This is a genomic window from Streptomyces sp. NBC_01549 (assembly GCF_026339955.1).
GTDB lineage: Bacteria > Actinomycetota > Actinomycetes > Streptomycetales > Streptomycetaceae > Streptomyces.
This window is the reverse complement of record NZ_JAPEPW010000002.1, coordinates 1,609,760-1,625,862: the sequence shown is the minus strand read 5'-3', so window position 1 is coordinate 1,625,862 and position 16,103 is coordinate 1,609,760. Positions and strand designations below refer to the sequence as shown.

General features: G+C 71.4%; 14 protein-coding genes. 6 read left to right on the top strand and 8 right to left on the bottom strand.

What is annotated here, in order from left to right:
* The 3 genes from OG819_RS42250 to OG819_RS42240 are packed head-to-tail and all read right to left on the bottom strand — an operon-like array spanning nucleotide 1 to nucleotide 2,602.
* A complete protein-coding gene (locus OG819_RS42250; protein WP_266654470.1) occupies nucleotides 1-1,203 on the bottom strand; it encodes a thiolase family protein in 1,203 nt (400 codons plus the stop codon).
* The gene (locus tag OG819_RS42245; RefSeq protein WP_266631371.1) at nucleotides 1,200-1,847 is read right to left on the bottom strand and encodes a CoA transferase subunit B; all 648 of its coding nucleotides are present in this window, start codon (nucleotides 1,845-1,847) and stop codon (nucleotides 1,200-1,202) included. The genes OG819_RS42250 and OG819_RS42245 overlap by 4 nt, the downstream gene beginning before the upstream one ends.
* Nucleotides 1,847-2,602 carry a CoA transferase subunit A gene (locus OG819_RS42240; RefSeq protein WP_266654468.1) on the bottom strand — a complete coding sequence of 252 codons (756 nt, stop codon included), beginning with the start codon at nucleotides 2,600-2,602 and terminating at the stop codon, nucleotides 1,847-1,849. The genes OG819_RS42245 and OG819_RS42240 overlap by 1 nt, the downstream gene beginning before the upstream one ends.
* Before the next feature lie 221 nt (nucleotides 2,603-2,823).
* Here OG819_RS42240 and OG819_RS42235 point away from each other — a divergent pair, with 221 nt between their 5' ends.
* The 4 genes from OG819_RS42235 (at nucleotide 2,824) to OG819_RS42220 (ending at nucleotide 7,543) form a co-directional block, all read left to right on the top strand.
* The gene (locus tag OG819_RS42235; RefSeq protein ID WP_266631375.1) at nucleotides 2,824-3,327 is read left to right on the top strand and encodes a MarR family winged helix-turn-helix transcriptional regulator; all 504 of its coding nucleotides are present in this window, start codon (nucleotides 2,824-2,826) and stop codon (nucleotides 3,325-3,327) included.
* Nucleotides 3,328-3,416: 89 nt separating this feature from the next.
* Nucleotides 3,417-4,904 (top strand): hypothetical protein, encoded by a 1,488-nt coding sequence (locus OG819_RS42230; RefSeq protein WP_266654466.1) that lies wholly within the window; start codon nucleotides 3,417-3,419, stop codon nucleotides 4,902-4,904.
* 135 nt (nucleotides 4,905-5,039) lie between these two features.
* On the top strand, nucleotides 5,040-6,302 hold the full coding sequence (locus OG819_RS42225) for an AAA family ATPase (protein WP_266631378.1): 1,263 nt from the start codon (nucleotides 5,040-5,042) through the stop codon (nucleotides 6,300-6,302).
* Nucleotides 6,299-7,543: a VWA-like domain-containing protein gene (locus tag OG819_RS42220; RefSeq protein ID WP_266654464.1), complete on the top strand. Its 1,245-nt coding sequence runs from the start codon at nucleotides 6,299-6,301 to the stop codon at nucleotides 7,541-7,543. Before OG819_RS42225 ends, OG819_RS42220 begins: the two co-directional genes overlap by 4 nt.
* A 97-nt stretch (nucleotides 7,544-7,640) precedes the next feature.
* Here OG819_RS42220 and OG819_RS42215 read toward each other — a convergent pair whose 3' ends face one another.
* Both OG819_RS42215 and OG819_RS42210 read right to left on the bottom strand, forming a co-directional pair.
* Nucleotides 7,641-8,633 (bottom strand): DUF3048 domain-containing protein, encoded by a 993-nt coding sequence (locus tag OG819_RS42215; RefSeq protein ID WP_266631960.1) that lies wholly within the window; start codon nucleotides 8,631-8,633, stop codon nucleotides 7,641-7,643.
* A 166-nt stretch (nucleotides 8,634-8,799) separates the two neighbouring features.
* Complete coding sequence (locus OG819_RS42210) at nucleotides 8,800-9,870, bottom strand: ATP-dependent DNA ligase (protein WP_266654459.1); 1,071 nt, start codon at nucleotides 9,868-9,870, stop codon at nucleotides 8,800-8,802.
* Nucleotides 9,871-9,944: 74 nt separating this feature from the next.
* Here OG819_RS42210 and ligD point away from each other — a divergent pair, with 74 nt between their 5' ends.
* A complete protein-coding gene (gene ligD / locus OG819_RS42205; protein WP_266631964.1) occupies nucleotides 9,945-10,961 on the top strand; it encodes a non-homologous end-joining DNA ligase in 1,017 nt (338 codons plus the stop codon).
* 75 nt (nucleotides 10,962-11,036) lie between these two features.
* Here ligD and OG819_RS42200 read toward each other — a convergent pair whose 3' ends face one another.
* Complete coding sequence (locus OG819_RS42200) at nucleotides 11,037-13,133, bottom strand: HEAT repeat domain-containing protein (RefSeq protein ID WP_266654457.1); 2,097 nt, start codon at nucleotides 13,131-13,133, stop codon at nucleotides 11,037-11,039.
* 95 nt (nucleotides 13,134-13,228) lie between these two features.
* The gene (locus OG819_RS42195) at nucleotides 13,229-14,119 is read right to left on the bottom strand and encodes a hypothetical protein (RefSeq protein ID WP_266631968.1); all 891 of its coding nucleotides are present in this window, start codon (nucleotides 14,117-14,119) and stop codon (nucleotides 13,229-13,231) included.
* Nucleotides 14,120-14,269: 150 nt separating this feature from the next.
* Between OG819_RS42195 and OG819_RS42190 the strand changes: the two genes are divergently transcribed.
* Nucleotides 14,270-15,307 (top strand): LacI family DNA-binding transcriptional regulator, encoded by a 1,038-nt coding sequence (locus OG819_RS42190; RefSeq protein WP_266631970.1) that lies wholly within the window; start codon nucleotides 14,270-14,272, stop codon nucleotides 15,305-15,307.
* A gap of 55 nt (nucleotides 15,308-15,362) precedes the next feature.
* On the opposite strand, the gene OG819_RS42185 is transcribed toward OG819_RS42190, so the two are convergent.
* Nucleotides 15,363-16,016, bottom strand: coding sequence for a TetR/AcrR family transcriptional regulator (locus OG819_RS42185; protein WP_266631972.1), 654 nt, complete (start codon nucleotides 16,014-16,016; stop codon nucleotides 15,363-15,365).
* Between the last annotated feature and the right edge of the window lie 87 nt (nucleotides 16,017-16,103).

Genomic DNA, 16,103 nt, shown 5'->3' with positions numbered 1-16,103 from the left:
CTATCGTTCGAGGACGAGGGCGAGGCCCTGGCCGACGCCGATGCAGAGGGTGGCGATGCCGACTCCGCTGCCCTTGCGGGCGAGTTGGTGGGCGACGGTGCCGGCGAGGCGGGCGCCGGAGGCGCCCAGGGGGTGACCGAGGGCGATCGCGCCGCCCCGCGGGTTGAGGATCGCGGGGTCGAACTCGGGCCATTCGGCGAGGCAGCCGAGGACCTGCGCGGCGAAAGCCTCGTTCAGCTCCAGGACGGACAGGTCGTCGAAGCTCTTGCCCGCCTTGGCGAGGGCCCGGTTGACGGCCTCTACGGGGGCGAGACCGAAGTACTGCGGGTCGATCGCGGAGACACCGGTGGCCGAGACGCGGGCGAGCGGCTCGCGGCCGGTGGCCTTGAGGCCTTCCTCGTCGGTGAGGAGGAGGGCGGCGGCGCCGTCGTTCAACGGCGACGCGTTGCCCGCGGTCACGGTGCCGTTCTCGGTACGGAAGGACGGCTTGAGTCTGGCCATGGCGGTGGGGGAGGTGTCGGGGCGGACGGATTCGTCGGCGGTGAAGAGCACCGGGTCGCCCTTGCGCTGCGGGACCGGCACGGGGGTGATCTCGGCGTCGAACAGGCCGTCGTTGTGTGCCTGGGCGGCCTTTTGGTGGCTGCTGAGGGCGAACTCGTCCTGCTGTTCGCGGCTGATCTTGTGCTTGTCGGCGATGAGTTCGGCGGACTCGCCGAGCGGGATGGTCCACTGGGGGTCCATCTTCGGGTTGACCATGCGCCAGCCGAGGGTGGTGGAGTACAGCTCGGTGTGTCCGGCGGGGAAGGGCCGGTCGTTCTTGGGCAGGACGTAGGGGGCGCGGGTCATCGACTCGACGCCGCCGGCCAGGGCGATGTGGGCGTCGCCGACGGCGATGGCGCGGGCGGCCTGGATGACGGCTTCGAGTCCAGAGGCACAGAGCCGGTTGACGCTCACCCCGGGTACGGAGGTGGGCAGACCGGCGAGCAGGGCCGCCATGCGGGCGACGTTGCGGTTCTCCTCACCGGCGCCGTTGGCGTTGCCGAGGTAGACGTCCTCGATCCGGGCGGGGTCCAGGTCCGGGGTACGGGCGAGGAGTTCGCGGATCGCGTGCGCGGCGAGGTCGTCCGGGCGGACGGAGGCCAGCGCCCCGTTGTAGCGGCCGATCGGGGTGCGGACCGCATCGACGACATAGACGTCCTTCACGGCTGGATCTCCTCCGGGATGCGGATCTTGGCTGCGGTCTTGGCGACGATCTCCCCGACCGTGACGCCGGGCGCGCACTCGACCAGTTCCAGTCCATCGTCGGTGATGTCGAGGACGCCGAGGTCGGTGATGATCCGGTTGACGCACGCTTTGCCGGTGAGCGGCAGCGCGCAGTCCTGGAGGATCTTCGCCGCGCCGTCCTTGGCGGTGTGGGTCATGACGACGATGACGGTGCGGGCGCCGTGCACGAGGTCCATCGCCCCGCCGATCCCGGTGATCATCTTCCCGGGGATGGCCCAGTTGGCCAGGTCACCGCCCGCGGAGACCTGCATGGCGCCGAGCACGGCCACATCGATGTGGCCGCCGCGGATCATCGAGAACGACAGCGCCGAGTCGAAGAAGGAGGCACCCGGCAGGACCGTCACGGTCTCCTTGCCGGCGTTGATGAGGTCCGGGTCGACCTGCTCCTCGGTGGGATACGGGCCGGTGCCCAGGATCCCGTTCTCGGATTCGAGGATCACCTCGACGCCGGGCGGCAGGTAGTTGGGGATCAGGGTCGGCAGCCCGATGCCGAGATTGACGTACTGCCCGTCCTGGAGTTCGCGGGCCGCACGGGCCGCCATCTCCTCACGCGTCCACGCCATCAGCTGCTCACCGTCCGCTGCTCGATCCGCTTGTCTGCTGCCTGTTCCGGCGTGAGAGCCACCACCCGCTGCACGAAGATCCCCGGCAGATGCACCGCGTCCGGATCGATCGCGCCGGGCTCGACCAGCTCCTCCACCTCGGCGATCGTCACCCGCCCGGCCATCGCGGCGAGGGGGTTGAAGTTCCGGGTCGACTTGTTGAAGACGAGGTTGCCGTGCCGGTCGCCCTTCGCGGCCCGCACCAGCGCGAAGTCGGTGCGGATGCTGCGCTCCAGCACGTACTCGGTGCCGTCGAAGTCGCGTACCTCCTTCGGCGGTGACGCGAGCGCGACCCCGCCGGAGCCGTCGTAGCGCCAGGGCAGCCCGCCGTCCGCGACCTGGGTGCCCACCCCCGCCGGGGTGTAGAACGCCGGGATCCCGGCGCCGCCCGCCCGCAACCGCTCCGCGAGCGTGCCCTGCGGGATCAGCTCCACCTCCAGCTCACCGGCCAGATACTGCCGCGCGAACTCCTTGTTCGCCCCGATGTAGGAGCCGGTCACCCGCCCGATCCGCCCGGCGGACAGCAGCACCGCGAGTCCGGACTCCATCGCCCCGCAGTTGTTGGACACCACGCCCAGACCGCCGACCCCGCGCTCGTACAGCGCCTCGATCAGTACGTTCGGCACACCGCTCAGCCCGAAACCACCGACCGCGAGGGTCGCGCCGTCCGGCACATCGGCCACCGCCTCCAGGGCTGTGGCGACCACCTTGTCCATCCGTGAAGCCCCATCTCTTCCAAGCGTCCAGACCCTCAATTACTCAGGGCACTGATTATTTCTGCGAGGTCTCCCTCACGCTGCCACCAGCGGCCAGGGCCGTCAAGCCCTCCGATGAAACCGCAGATGGGCGGCCTGGAGTGGATGGGTACGCATTCCGGCGCTGCGCGGTATTGTTCAGTGCACAAACGAAATGACGAACTCATCCAGGGGGAGCGCACATGGCCGCGGTGGACCTCACCACCCACCCCGGGCACCTCGCCCGGCGACTCCAGCAGGCGCACTATCTGCTGTGGAACACGATGGTCTCCGAGGAGATCACCTCGCCGCAGTTCGCGGTCCTGAACGCGCTGGTCGCGGAGCCGGGACTGGATCAGCGCACGGTGGGGGAGCGGGTGGGCCTGGACCGGTCGACCATCGCCGAGGTCATCAGCCGGCTCAGTCGCCGGGGCCTGCTCGACAAGGTGCGCGACCCGCAGGACGGCCGCCGCTTCCTGCTGCGCCTCACCGACGAGGGGATGCGTACGCACCGCAAGCTGACCGTGCGCACGGCGCGGATGAACCAGGTCTTCCTGGCCCCGCTCTCCGCCGAGGAGCGGACCGTCTTCTTCGACCTCATCCAGCGTGTCTCGGACGCCGCGGAGGGGCTGCGCAACCCGACGGAACCCCTCACCACGCAACGCCAGGCGTCCCTTCAGGAGACGACGCCAGGCGAAAACATCTGACAGATCACGGTCAGGAGCGCTAGGCTCCGCGCGATGATGACTCACTCTGTCGGCAGAATGGGGGTCCCGTCCGCGCAAGGTGAGTGCTGATGCTCACTCAGACCGCGAATGGGGATTCCCGCCTTTCCTTCTGGCTGCCCGTGCGAGAGTTCGCCGTGCCGCCCTCCATGATCGAGACTGCGACCGCCCGCCGCCTTGCCGGGGACTGGGCGGGGGCGTGCGCCGCCGCAGGCATCGACGTCGATCTCAACCTGCGTTCCGTGGCGCGTACTTACGGCCACGACCTCGCCGCTCGAGTCCGGGCCGATCTCCGCCATCTGGCTCCCGACCTGCTGCGCTGGCACATGCCGAGGATCGCTCCGCACGGGCTGCTGCGCCCGGGTCTGACCATCGCCCTGGCTCGGTACGACGCCCAAGGGCGTGACGACGTAGGCCCGGTGCACCTCGTGGTCCGCACTCCTCCGGCCTGGGCGGACGGCGGCCAGCGGATCAGCCTCGCCCTGTGGGCCGGACCGCACGATGGACTCCGCGACGGATCTCACGACCGCTTTCACGACCCCTCCCCCTTCGGGGCCGGTGTCCGCCGGTATCCGCACCCCCGTCCCAGCCGTCGGTTCCGCCTCGACCTGCACCGCCATCTGTGGGACGCGCGCAGGACCGATGAGCTGCGGCCGCGGTCCGGGGCCGGTCGGCTGGCCGCCGACGGCCGCCCCGAGAATCCGGATCCGCTGGGGATCGTGCCGCGAGGGCGCGGATGTGCCGTGGACCGTTGGGCGGCCGAGGCGGGGATTCTGCTCCGCGCCGAGGGGCGGACGACCGGTACCGTCGCCGTGCGGCTCGGGGCCCGGGACCGGCTGGTGCTGGACGTGGTCGTGGAAAGGGACGGCGTCGGGCCACCGGGTGTGCGGGTCGCGGCGGCGCCCACGGACGGCAGCGTCTCCGCGCTGCCCGTCCTGCCCGACGCGGCCACCTGGCGGCTGCCCGACCTGGAACTGATCCGCACCGGTTCGATCGAGGTCGATCGGCTGCATCCGCTGGTCGCCTCGGCGCTGGTGCCGGATCATTCGCCGACCGATTCCTCCCGGGGGCCGGAGCATGTCCCGACCGGTGCCTCCCGGACACCGGACCGGGCCGGGCAGCCGCACCTCGTGGAGTGCCGGGGAGCCCAGCACCGTATCGGCCTGGTCGACGGGGTACTGGCGCCGCTGGACCACGACCCGGCCGAGATCCACCGGGAGGAACTGCTGGTCGCACTGACCGGTACGCCGCTTCCCTGCCTGCGGGCCATCGATGAGGCCCACCGGCGTCCGGACTGCCTCACCGGTGTCCGCGAACGGCTGATCCACGGGGACACCGCCGGTGCGCTGGACGTCGTCGAGGGCCTGCTGGGTCCCGGCGCGGTGCTGCGCGGCGGCCCTCTACGGGACGAACTGGAGGCGGCCGCGCTGCGGCGGATCACCTACGGACTGTTCAGGGCGGGCATGACCGGCCCAGGCCCGCGATCCGGCCGACTGCGCCCAGGTACCGACCGCCCCCGAGGGCACCGCTCGCACCCGCGCCACACGACCGGCCGCTGACCCGGAGACCTCCGACTCCACGCCCGCCCGGCCGACCCCCGCGCCCACCCGGCCCTCATGCACCCATCAAGTACCCCTTGAGCACCCACCAAGCCCTCACTCACTCGTTCCACCACGACCCAAAGGTGATGAAATATGCCCACATGTACCCCGTTCGTCGTGACCGACACCCCTTCCGACCCGGTCCACGCCTCTCAGATGGACGTCGCCGGCGCGTTGCTGGCGCTGCTGCGTGACGCCACCACCGAACCGCGCCCCGACATTCAGCTGGAGGCACTGACACTGGCCGTGGCCGCCGACCTGCCCGTGCTGCTGTGGGGTGAGCCGGGGATCGGCAAGACCGCGGCCCTGACACAGCTCGCCGCGGCCCTGGACCTTCCGCTGACCACCGTCATCGCCAGCGTGCACGAGCCGTCCGACTTCTCGGGACTGCCCATCGTCGGAGACGATCCCGCGCAGCAGGGCGTCCCGATGGCTCCGCCGGACTGGGCCGTGCGACTGGTACGGGCGGGCCGGGGGCTGCTGTTCCTGGACGAGCTGTCCACCGCCCCACCGGCCGTCCAAGCCGCCCTGCTCCGCCTCGTCCTGGAGCGGCGCATCGGCGCCCTGCGGCTGCCGCCCGAGGTCCGGATCGTGGCTGCCGCCAATCCGCGGTCCTCGGCCGCCGACGGCTGGGAGCTGAGCCCGCCGCTCGCCAACCGGTTCGTCCATCTTCAGTGGACCCACGACCACGAGGTCGTGGTACGCGGCCTCGGCGGAACATGGCCGCGGGCGACACTGCCCCGGCTCGACCCGGAGCGGTTGCCGCAGGCCGTGGACTTCGCACGCCGCGCGGTGTGCGGGCTGCTCTCCGCCCGCCCTGGGCTCGTGCACCGGCTGCCCAGCAACGAGACGCGCCGGGGCGGTCCCTGGCCGTCGCCCCGAAGCTGGGAGATGACCTTGGGCCTCGTCGCCTTCGCCACTGCGGCCGGCTCCTCCCGGGAAGTGCTTTCCCTGCTGGTCAGGGGCACAGTGGGGGACGGTCCTGGGCTGGAACTGCTGGCAAGCCTGGACCGGATGGACCTCCCGGACCCCGAGACGCTTCTCGCCGACCCGGCGGGTGCCGAGCTGCCCGAGCGAGGGGACCTCCGGCAAGCAGTGCTCGACGGTGTGGTGGCCGCGGTCCGCGGGCGCCCGGAGAAGTCCCGCTGGGACGCGGCATGGGCGCTCCTGGTGCGGGCGCTGGAGACCGGAGCCCCGGACCTGGTGGTCGTCCCCGCGACCACACTCGCCTCGCTGCGCCAGGAGGACTGGGATGTTCCGGCGGCGATCGAGCGGCTCGCCGGAGCGGTGTCCCTGTCCCGGCGGGCGGACCAGGCGGCGGCTCGGACCGCGGCCGCGGTGAAGGCTGGCCGATGACGGCGCCCGCGTCCGCACCGGGGACGCTGGACCGCGACAAGCTCTTCGCCGCCCGACTGCACGCCGCCCGGGTCCGGCCCTACCTGGCCACGGCGCTGTTCGCCCTGCACACCGTGGAGTCGCGGCGTGTACCGACGATGGCCGTCGACCGGCACTGGCGCTGCTACGTCTCGCCGGCTTTCGTGGACCGGACCCTGGTGGAGGAACTGGCCGGGGTGTGGGTGCACGAGGTGTCGCACCTTCTGCGCGACCATCACGGGCGCGGCGACAGGGTCGCGCGGGAGCGCGGACTGACCGGCCCGGGGGAACGGCTGCGGATGAACATCGCCGCGGACTGCGAGATCAACGACGACGCGTTCGGCGACGGACTGCTCCGGCCCGAAGGCGTCGTCACGCCAGGGTTCTTGAAGCTGCCGGAGGGACAGCTCATGGAGGACTACCTGCGCCAGTTCCGCCTCGGGGCGCTCACCCAGAGCCTGGCCTGGCTGGACTGCGGAAGCGGCGCCGACGGACTCGAACGGGAGTGGGACCTCGGCCCGGACGGCGCGCACGGCCTCAGCCCACAGGAACGGGACGCGGTCCGGTTCCGGGTGGCGCAGGGCATCACGGCCCGTCCGGGGGACACTCCGAACGGGTGGCGGCGGTGGGCGGAGGACGCGTTCCATCCGCCACAGCCGTGGCGCGAGTTGCTGGGCGCGGCGGTTCGCTCGGCGGCCTCGGCCTCCGGCGTGGGGGAGGACTACACGTACGGCCGGCCGTCGCGGCGCTCGGCCGGGGTGCCCGGCACCGTGCTGCCGAGCCTGCGGCGAAGGCCGCCGCGGGTCTGCGTGGTCATCGACACCTCCGGGTCGGTCAGTGACGCCGAACTGGGCAGCGCACTCCTCGAGGTCACCGCCATCTCCCGCGCCGTAGGCGGCCGCCGCGACCTGGTCACCGTGGTGCCCTGCGACGCGGCGGCCCCGATCGCGCACCCGCTGTGCCGTGCCGAGGGGATACCGCTGATGGGCGGTGGGGGTACGGATCTGCGCACGGGCTTCGCCAAGGCGCTCCGAGCGCAGCCCCGACCGGACGTCGTCGTGGTCCTGACGGACGGGCAGACGCCCTGGCCCGACCGACCACCGTGCCGGACGGTGGTCGGTCTGTTCCCCCGGGAGCGGGCGGCCGGGGCGCAGGACGAGGACGACCCCGACTACGTACCGGACTCGCCGCCCGCGTGGGCACGAGTGGTGGTCATCGGGTAGTCCCCGCCGCCCGATGAGCCCGACAGCTCCCGTTCGCCCGCCGCGGTCATGGCTTCGTCGGCAGGACCGTCACGGCTTCGTCATCACGGTCACGTCGTCATGCCTTGGCGAAGACCACCCACACCTGCCCCTTCGCGAAGTTCATCGGCGAACCGTCGGCAGTCGTGAAGTCCGTGCCGTCGGTGGCGGTCGGGCGCTTCCAGTCGACGTCGAAGACCTTGCCGTCGCGCAGTACCTTCGCCGTCCCCGAGCCCACCGTCTCCGTGTACGGCGTGTTGTTGCCGAGGACGTCGTGGTACTTGGAGTCGCGCACCTTCACGTACTGCACGACGACGGTCGCGGGCGCCACCCGTTTCCCGTCCGTCGTCACCGTCGGCGTCCCGTCCATCGACACCAGCCAGCGGTGCTTGCTCGCCGACCAGGTGAAGGTGAAGCGGGCCGCGGGGAAGCGCACCGTGCGGGAGGTCTCCGGGCTGCCGCCCGCCGGGGCGGCACCGAAGTGGAACCCGGTGGTGAGGGCGGCGGCTCCCGGCGCGGAGCGCATGAGCTGCTTCGGGTGCACAAAGAGGTTGTGGGGGGCGACCTTGGAGGCACTGCGGTAGTACGCGCTGGAGCCCTGATCGGCCGACACCGCGTGCAGGGGTGCCTTGTCGATGACCGGCAGCAGCTTGTGCTGGGCACCCGAGAAGGCGAGCGTCGGCTCGTCGAACTGGCGCAGCAGCTCCAGGTCCGACTCGCGCGCACTGCGCACCGGCCCGACGGCCTTGGGCAGCTCGCTCGCGTAGATGGCCATCAGTCGGCTCAGACCGCCCTCGACCTGTTCCGCGTAGACGACGTCCGCCGCGTCGAGACCCGTCTGAGGGCGCGCCGCACCCACGTTGTCGATCTTCACAGCAAGCACGGGACCGGCGTGAGCGGTACTGGAGGGGCTCTGGGCCGGACCCGTCTCCTTCACTTGGCTGCGGCTCGGCGCCGGGGGGCGTCCGTCGTCGCCGACGCTCCTGCCCGAGGAACAGCCCGTCATCAGAGAGCCCGCCGCGGCGACGGTCAGCAGCGCCGCCGTCATCGCGCCGCACCGCGTTCGCGCCATCTGTCGCATACTCAACGTGCCACCCTGTTCCGTGCCATCGATTGTGCGCTCATAGGTTCATCGGTGGCCATACCCGCCCACTTCTGTTCGCGCGCGCGTCCAGTTGGGCCGATCAGCCCACTTATTGGATCGATCGGACCGCGGGTCGGTTGTGCGGGTGACGGTGTCAGTTCTGCGGGCCGAGGATCTCCGCGAGGTCGTACCCGACGGGCTCGTCCAACTGGCTGTACGTACAGCTCTCCGCGGTCCGGTCCGGGCGCCAGCGGCGGAAGCGGGCCGTGTGACGGAACCGCACGCCGTTCTCCATGTGGTCGTACGCCACCTCCGCCACTCGCTCGGGCCGCAGCGGTACCCAGGAGAAGTCCTTCTTCGTCGACCACCGGCTGGGCGCTCCCGGCAGCCGCGCGGACTCGTGCGCCGACTCCTGCGACCAGGCCGCCCAGGGATGCCGCCCGACGTCCTCCAGGCGCAGCGGCTCCAACTCCTCCACCAGCTCCGCCCGCCGCTTCATCGGGAAGGCCGCGCTCACCCCCACGTGCTGGAGGGTGCCCCCGTCGTCGTACAGACCGAGCAGCAGGGAACCGACGACGGGCCCGCTCTTGTGGAGGCGGTACCCCGCGACGACGACGTCCGCGGTGCGCTCGTGCTTGATCTTGAACATGGCCCGCTCGTCCTGCCGGTAGCGCAGGTTGAGCGGTTTGGCGATGACCCCGTCGAGGCCGGCGCCCTCGTACTGCTCGAACCACCGCTCCGCCACCTCGCGGTCCGTGGTCGCCGGTGCCAGGTGAACCGGAGCCGTCACCTCGGACAGTGCCATCGTCAGCAGGGCGCGCCGGTCGCCGAGGGATACGTCGAGCAGCGACTCGTCGGCCAGCGCCAGCAGATCGAAGGCCACGAAGGAGGCGGGAGTCTTCTCCGCCAGCATCCGCACCCGGGAGTCCGCGGGGTGGATGCGCTCGGTGAGCGCGTCGAAGTCGAGCCGGCCCTCCCTGGCGATCACGATCTCGCCGTCCATCACACAGCGCTCCGGCAGCCGCTCCCGCAACGCCTCCACCAGCTCGGGGAAGTACCTGGTCAACGTCTTGCCGGTGCGACTGCCGAGCTCGACCTCGTCGCCGTCGCGGAACACGATCGCGCGGAACCCGTCCCACTTCGCCTCGTACTGCATGTCCGGCGGGATCTTCGCCACGGACTTGGCGAGCATCGGCTTCACGGGCGGCATCAGCGGCAGATCCATGCTTCGATTCTGCGGCGACACGATGCCTTTCGCCCGGTGTGCGAGCTGTGCGCGCTACGCCTACCGTGGCTCGCATGGCCGATGCGGTGGAACTCGACGCAGCCGGGAGGACCGTACGTCTGTCCAGCCCGGGCAAGATCTTCTTTCCGGAGCGCGGCTTCACGAAGCTGGACCTCGCCCAGTACTACCTGTCCGTCGGCGAAGGCGTCCTCCGTGCCCTGCGCAACCGCCCCACCACCCTGGAGCGGTACCCGGAGGGCGTCACGGGCGAGAGTTTCTTCCAGAAGCGGGCGCCCAAGAACATGCCCGACTGGATCCCGACCGCGCACATCACCTTTCCCAGCGGGCGCACGGCCGACGAGATGTGCCCCACCGAGGTCGCGGCCGTGGTGTGGGCCGCGCAGTTCGGCACCCTCACCTTCCACCCGTGGCCGGTGCGCCGCGACGACGTCGACCACCCCGACGAACTCCGCATCGACCTCGACCCACAGCCCGGCACGGACTACGACGACGCGGTGCGCGCCGCCCATGAGCTGCGCGAGGTCCTGCACGAGTACGGCGATCTGCGCGGCTGGCCCAAGACCTCCGGCGGACGCGGGCTGCACGTGTTCGTCCCGATCGCCCCGCGCTGGACCTTCACCCAGGTCCGCCGGGCCGCGATCGCCGCAGGGCGCGAACTCGAACGCCGGATGCCCGACCAGGTGACCACCGCCTGGTGGAAGGAGGAACGCGGCGAGAAGATATTCGTCGATTACAACCAGGCCGCGAGGGACCGCACGATCGCCTCCGCCTATTCGGTACGGCCCGGCCCGCACGCTCCCGTCTCCGCGCCCCTGCGCTGGGACGAGGTCGGCGAAGCACACCCCCGGGACTTCGACCTGGCGACCATGCCCAAGCGCTTCGCCGAACTCGGCGATGTGCACGCGGACATGGACGACCACGCCTTCTCCCTCGAAGCGCTCCTGGAGCTGGCCAGCCGCGACGAACACGACCACGGCCTCGGGGACCTGCCGTATCCCCCCGAGTACCCGAAGATGCCGGGCGAGCCCAAACGGGTACAGCCGAGCCGAGCCAAGCGCGAGGACGGCTAGGGCACGGCTAGAGCCTGTCCGGCGGATCGGCACCCGTGCCGGGGGCGGTCGATGGCTGGGCGTGGTGGCGCCGTGTCACCCGTCGAGCGCCGCCACCAGCCGGCGGCAGTCCCTCAGCAGGGCCTCGTCGGAGGCGACGTCGTAGCGCATGTTCCCTTGGGAGTTGTCGTTGCGGTGGCGGCGCGGCGATGCCAACTCCCGGCGTATGAGGGGCAGTGCCGGTGCCGCGGCCGGACCCATCTCGACCAGGCAGGCCGCCGTTTCCGGGCGGCCGGCAGGGGTCGCCGTCCATGCCTCGATCAGCACCGGTAGCACTTCGTCGGCGTCGCCGGTCACTCTCCACAGGGCGACGGCCGCAGGGGCACCGCCGGCAGCGGCTGTCATCAGCTCCCGCAAGCGCGGCGCCAGCGGGGCGGCCGCCGGGCCGAGCGCGGCAATGATCCGCAACGCCGCGGACCTCCCGGACCACCAGTCCAAGTCGAGTCCCTCGCGTACGACGGGCAGCACGGGTCCGGATTCGCCGCTCACCGCCCAGAGCGCCTCCGCCGCGTCCAGCCGGGCGTCGGCCGAGAGAGCGCCGTCGGTCACCAACTCCCGTATGCGCGGAATCGCTCCGTCAGCCGACCGTCCGTACCGCGCGAGAACACGGAGAGCTCGCCAGTGTGTCGTGCGGCCCGACTCCTCTTCCAGCATTCCGAGGAAGAGCGGCAACGCCTCGGGCGGCGCGAGCACACGGAGCGCGTCGATCAGGCGGTCCTTCTCACGGCTCCACTCACCGGGCGGCAGAGCGGACAGCCTGCGGTGCAGCACCGGCCCCAGTGCTGCCGCCGTGTCGGAACCGATCGCCTCGATCCATCCGGCCAGATACTCCGGGACGTCGCCGCCCTCCTCCAGCACCTCGACCAGCGCCGGAACCGCCCGCGCATCCCCCTGCCGGGCCAGTGCCTCGCGCGTCCTGCCGAAGAGCGTCCACTGCCACCCCACGGGCTCCCACTCGTCGGCCCACACCTCTGCGCACGCCGCGAGCATGTCCCCGACGACCTGGGCGATCGGCGCCACGTACCCCAGCTCGCTCAGCGCGCTCTGCGAGAGGCGGTCGTCCTCCTCGATGAGCTGGCGCGCGAGCAGGAACACCGGAAGATCGTTCGGCGCGCGCCAGCCCGTCAGCAGCATTCCGCCCATCCGGACGGCCGCCATGCGCTGGCCCCAGTCCTGGCTGCACAACTGCTTGTTGAGCAGCTCGAAGCGTGTCTCCGTGCGGTCGCCGAGTGCCCGGTGCAGGTCCTCCAGGAGATCGTCGGCGACATCGGCGTCGATGCTCTCGCGATGCTCGGCCTCCAGCTCCCGCAGATACGACACCATCGTGTCCGTACGCGGCCGCTCCGGCTCCGTCTCCGTTTCCGCGTCCCCGTCGGGGCCGTGCTTGGCCTCGCAGGCCAGCCGCATCACCTCCAACGCCAGCTCCGTGGTGTTCCGCGGCAGCGAGTCCGGTGCGCAGAGCGCCAGTTGGGCCAAGGCGGTCAGGCGCAGCTCGGGATCGGACGTGCGGTCTACGAGGTCCCGCAGCACCGGTCCCGCCTCGGCGCCGAGCGTCCTCGCGTGATCGACGGACAGTCTGCCGAGCGCGCGAGCCAGGCAGCGAACGGCCTCGGGGTCCTCCTCGACGGGCAGCCGCCCGCGCAGCGCCGCGAACACCCGCACCGGGTCGGAGTGCATATGCGCCAGCGCGCCCGGAAGCGCCGCACGCAACTGGGGACCGGGGTCGTCCAGCAGTTCGAGGAAGGAACCGGCGCGCCCGCGGATCAGCTCCGACGCCCCGATGAAGGGCCGGATCCACGCGGCGTCCTCCTCCTCGTCCTCGAAGACGCCGCCCAACTCCTCCGGGTCCGGCTCCTTCTCTCCCGCGATGCTGCGCAGCAGTCCGACGATCGAGCCCCGGTCGGCCACCGTCGGTGTGGCGACCAGCTCGAAGAGGAACGGCACGCACGCGACCGTGCTGTCGTACACATCCCCCTGGTGGTGGACCGCCCCGTACATCCCGTCCAGCGCGATGTCCCGCCGGGCAGGGTCGTCCGAGGCGAGACCCCACAGCAGCTCCGGGACGTCCGTCGCCGAGTCCGTATAGGCGTGTCCCATCGACGCCCAGTCGACATCCTCGATCCCCGTGAACACATGAACCTCCCCCGTGGTCAGTGGCGTACGGCTGCCACTGATCACAGCATGCCGCACGCCACTGACAACGGGTCCCGCGGAGCCGGGAGGGCGCTTCAGATGACGTTGATGTCCAGCACCGCCCAGTCGCTGGAGGACTCGTTCCGCACGTAGAGACGCGGGCCCCGGCAGACGATCCGGTGGTGGCTGCCGAGGTCACCGCCGTCAGGGCGGAGCAGGCGGCCGTGTGCGACCTGTTCCACCGTCTTCTCGGTCAGACGACAGTCGACGATCCGGTCGGGTTCGCCGTACGGGCCGAGGAACACCACGCGGTCGGCATGGACGGCGAACGCGTGCGCGCCCCGCACCGGGTTCGCGCGGGCGCGCACCACGTGGTTGTCGCGGATCTCCAGGAGAGGGAAGTCGGTGTAGGGACAGGCCCAGACGGCCCGGGTGCCGACGTTCAGGGCGTAGCAGTCGCAGATCTCGTCGTGGTCGGGACCGGGCTTGTACGCCCAGAGCGGTTCGCCGGCGCTGCTCCAGCGTCGCAGGCCCGGCCGGCTCAACTCGTCGTCACCGAAGACGCCTTCGTCGAAGTAGCCGACCCAGATGTCTCCGGCCTCGTCGACCAGGAGATCCTCGATGGCGTCACCCACGCGGAAGGTGTGCGAAGTGCGTCCCAGGACGTCGAACACCTGGACATGCTCCTCGCCACGCCGGCTGCGGGCGTTCGCGAGGACGAAGCCGCCGTCCGGCAGCGCGTCGAACCGGGCGAACCGTGCTCGTACCGCACTGAGTTGTGTCTCGTACGGCCGCCCGCCCTCCTCGACCGTGACGACGAGCGCGTCGTACGGATTCTCGCGGAGGGGGTCGGGCGGTCGCTCGGTGAGCAGCCAGTGGACGCGTCCGTAGGCGTCGACCGTGCTGTGCAGGACATGCCGGTCCCGGTAGACACGCGGGAGACGGGCGTACGGAGCCAGGCGGGTGGCCGGCCGGTCAGGCGACATGGGCCTTTCTCATGGTCATGGCGTGATCCTCGCCCGGGGGAGCTGCCCGCGCAACGGACTTTCGGCGGGGTGGACGTCGGTCGGGGAGCGCTCTCATCGCGTGCGGCCTGGGGCTATCCTTCTCGGCAACCGCCGAGGAGGAGCCCTGAGGTGACCGAGACAGTGTCGCGCCCCACGCTGGAGGCCGTGGCCGCGCGGGCCGGGGTCTCACGGGCCACCGCCTCGCGCGTGGTCAACGGCGGCGACGGGGTGCGCGAACCGCTCGTCGAGCGGGTCAGGCGGGCCGTCGAGGAGCTCGGTTACGTCCCGAACCAGGCCGCCCGCAGCCTGGTCACCCGCCGCCACGACGCCGTCGCCGTCGTCATCGCCGAACCGGAGACCAGGGTCTTCGCCGACCCCTTCTTCGCCCTCCAGCTCCGCGGCATCAGCAAGGAGCTGACCGCGCACGACTCGCAGCTCGTCCTGCTGCTCACCGAGGGCCGCGACGACCACACGCGCGTCGGCCGTTATCTGGCCGGCGGCCACGTCGACGGCGCACTCGTCTTCTCGCTGCACCTCGACGACCCGCTGCCGGAGCTGATCCACGGCGCGGGCGTGCCGACCGTGTTCGGCGGGCGACCCGGCTGGGGCGACGGCGCGCGGCCGGCCGTCTACGTCGACAGTGACAACCGGGGTGGTGCCCGCGAGGCCGTACGCCATCTCGTCGGACTCGGCCGTACGCGTATCGCGCACATCACCGGCGCCCTCGACCAGACGTCCGCGGTCGACCGGCTCGACGGCTTCCGGGACGTCATGGGCGAGGCCGATCCACGGCTCGTCGTCGAGGGAGACTTCACGCCCGCGGGCGGCGAGCGCGCTATGAGGGAGCTGCTGGAGCGCTGCCCGGACGTCGACGCGGTGTTCGCGGCGAACGACCTGACGGCCTCGGGAGTCCTTCGGGTGCTGCGCGAGCGGGGGCGGCGGGTGCCGGACGACGTCGCTGTGATCGGGTTCGACGACATGCTGCCGGTCGCCGAACAGACCGACCCACCGCTCACGACGGTCCGTCAGGACATAGAGGAAATGGGCCGGTTGATGGCCCGTCTGCTGCTGCGCGACCTCGATCGCCGGACGGGCAAGCAGGGGCTGGACGGCGGCCCCGCCGGCGTCGTGCTGCCGACGACGTTGGTACGGCGGGCTTCCGCGTAGGACCGCTGCCCTCGCGGCGCGCCCACGCGCTTCCGTTCGCGCCCGCTTGCTTCCGTCAGTCCCGGTGTGGTCCCAAGTTGCCCAGGAACGCTCCGAGTTGGATCGGCGTGAGCGACGGCTCGGGCAGCGGGGTGACGGTGGGGGAGGCGCGCAGGCCGCTCAGGAGGAGGGCGAGCGGGCGGCGCCAGGCGTCCGGGGCCGTGCTGGTGAGGGCCGGGACGGCGCGGCCGAGTACTGCCAGCGCGACGAGGAGGTCCTCGGTGGTGAGATCGTCGCGGATCGTGCCCTGTTCCCGGCCGCGGCGCAGGAGTACCTCCAGCGTCTCCCGGTTGTGGGCGTGCACGGAGTCGAGGGAGTGGACGCCCTCCAGGTGGGTGGTCATCAGATCGTTGGCACCGCGGTCCGCGGCGAGACCCTCGAAAACCTCTTCGACGTATCCCAGCAGACCCGCCCAGGCGTCCTCGGAGGTCCGGGCCCGGTCCCCGGCATCCATGGTCTGCGTGAGCGAGTCGCGGAAGACCTCGTCGACCAGTGCGGCGCGGCTGGGGAAGTGCCGGTAGAGCGTGGCGTTTCCGACACCGGCGCGGCGTGCGATCACATCGAGCGGCGCGTCCAGGCCCTGCGCGGCGAAGACCTCGCGAGCCGCCTCGACCAGCAGCTCGCGGTTGCGCCGCGCGTCGCGCCGCCGCACCGGATCGGGTCTGTTCACGTCGACCGTCATCATGTCGCCTCTCGGAAGTACCGGGGAGCACTCCCCGGAACTGATGATATCGCCGAATCGGGAACTGGGGAGTGT

Excerpts from the sequence above, each read along its gene's own strand:
- OG819_RS42230 (WP_266654466.1), top strand. The coding sequence starts at position 3,417 with ATGCTCACTCAGACCGCGAATGGGGATTCCCGCCTTTCCTTCTGGCTG.
- OG819_RS42195 (WP_266631968.1), bottom strand. The coding sequence starts at position 14,119 with ATGTCGCCTGACCGGCCGGCCACCCGCCTGGCTCCGTACGCCCGTCTC.
- OG819_RS42210 (WP_266654459.1), bottom strand. The coding sequence starts at position 9,870 with ATGGATCTGCCGCTGATGCCGCCCGTGAAGCCGATGCTCGCCAAGTCC.
- ligD (WP_266631964.1), top strand. The coding sequence starts at position 9,945 with ATGGCCGATGCGGTGGAACTCGACGCAGCCGGGAGGACCGTACGTCTG.
- OG819_RS42225 (WP_266631378.1), top strand. The coding sequence starts at position 5,040 with ATGCCCACATGTACCCCGTTCGTCGTGACCGACACCCCTTCCGACCCG.
- OG819_RS42240 (WP_266654468.1), bottom strand. The coding sequence starts at position 2,602 with ATGGACAAGGTGGTCGCCACAGCCCTGGAGGCGGTGGCCGATGTGCCG.
- OG819_RS42215 (WP_266631960.1), bottom strand. The coding sequence starts at position 8,633 with ATGGCGCGAACGCGGTGCGGCGCGATGACGGCGGCGCTGCTGACCGTC.
- OG819_RS42245 (WP_266631371.1), bottom strand. The coding sequence starts at position 1,847 with ATGGCGTGGACGCGTGAGGAGATGGCGGCCCGTGCGGCCCGCGAACTC.
- OG819_RS42235 (WP_266631375.1), top strand. The coding sequence starts at position 2,824 with ATGGCCGCGGTGGACCTCACCACCCACCCCGGGCACCTCGCCCGGCGA.
- OG819_RS42220 (WP_266654464.1), top strand. The coding sequence starts at position 6,299 with ATGACGGCGCCCGCGTCCGCACCGGGGACGCTGGACCGCGACAAGCTC.